Consider the following 397-nt stretch of genomic DNA (forward strand, 5'->3'; position numbering starts at 1 on the left):
CGCACCGAGGTGATCTCGTCCGGGCAGGACAGCATGCGCCTCGCCGACCTGGTCCGCATCACCTGCGACACGCTCAACGCGTTCCGGGCCGAGCACGGCGTGGATCCGATCGCGCAGCCGCCGACCGTGTCCACGGACAGCTGGAACCGTTTCTTCCTGCCGTTGGCCGCGCAGTGGCTCTCCCCCGTCCAGCAGGAGGCCGTGAAGCTGCTGGCGATGTTCCAGAGCTACACCAGCATGAGCGAGCCGTTCGAACCCACCCACAAGGTCCTCGACCCGGGCGGGGTGATGGCGGCGTCGGTGCTGCACTGGGCGCGGAGCAAGCCCCGTCAGGCCCTCGGCCGTACCGTGCCGTGGACGTTGATCGACGCCGCATGAGGGACGGGGGCACGCCGCC

1 pseudogene is annotated in these 397 nt (G+C 70.0%); it reads left to right on the plus strand.

The features are described 5' to 3' along the window. Positions 1 to 378 (plus strand): annotated as a pseudogene (locus tag G3I71_RS49405) (hypothetical protein); the annotation flags it as partial. Positions 379 to 397 lie beyond the last annotated feature (19 nt).

The sequence above is a fragment of the Streptomyces sp. SID12501 genome (assembly GCF_010550245.1).
Classification (GTDB): Bacteria; Actinomycetota; Actinomycetes; order Streptomycetales; family Streptomycetaceae; genus Streptomyces.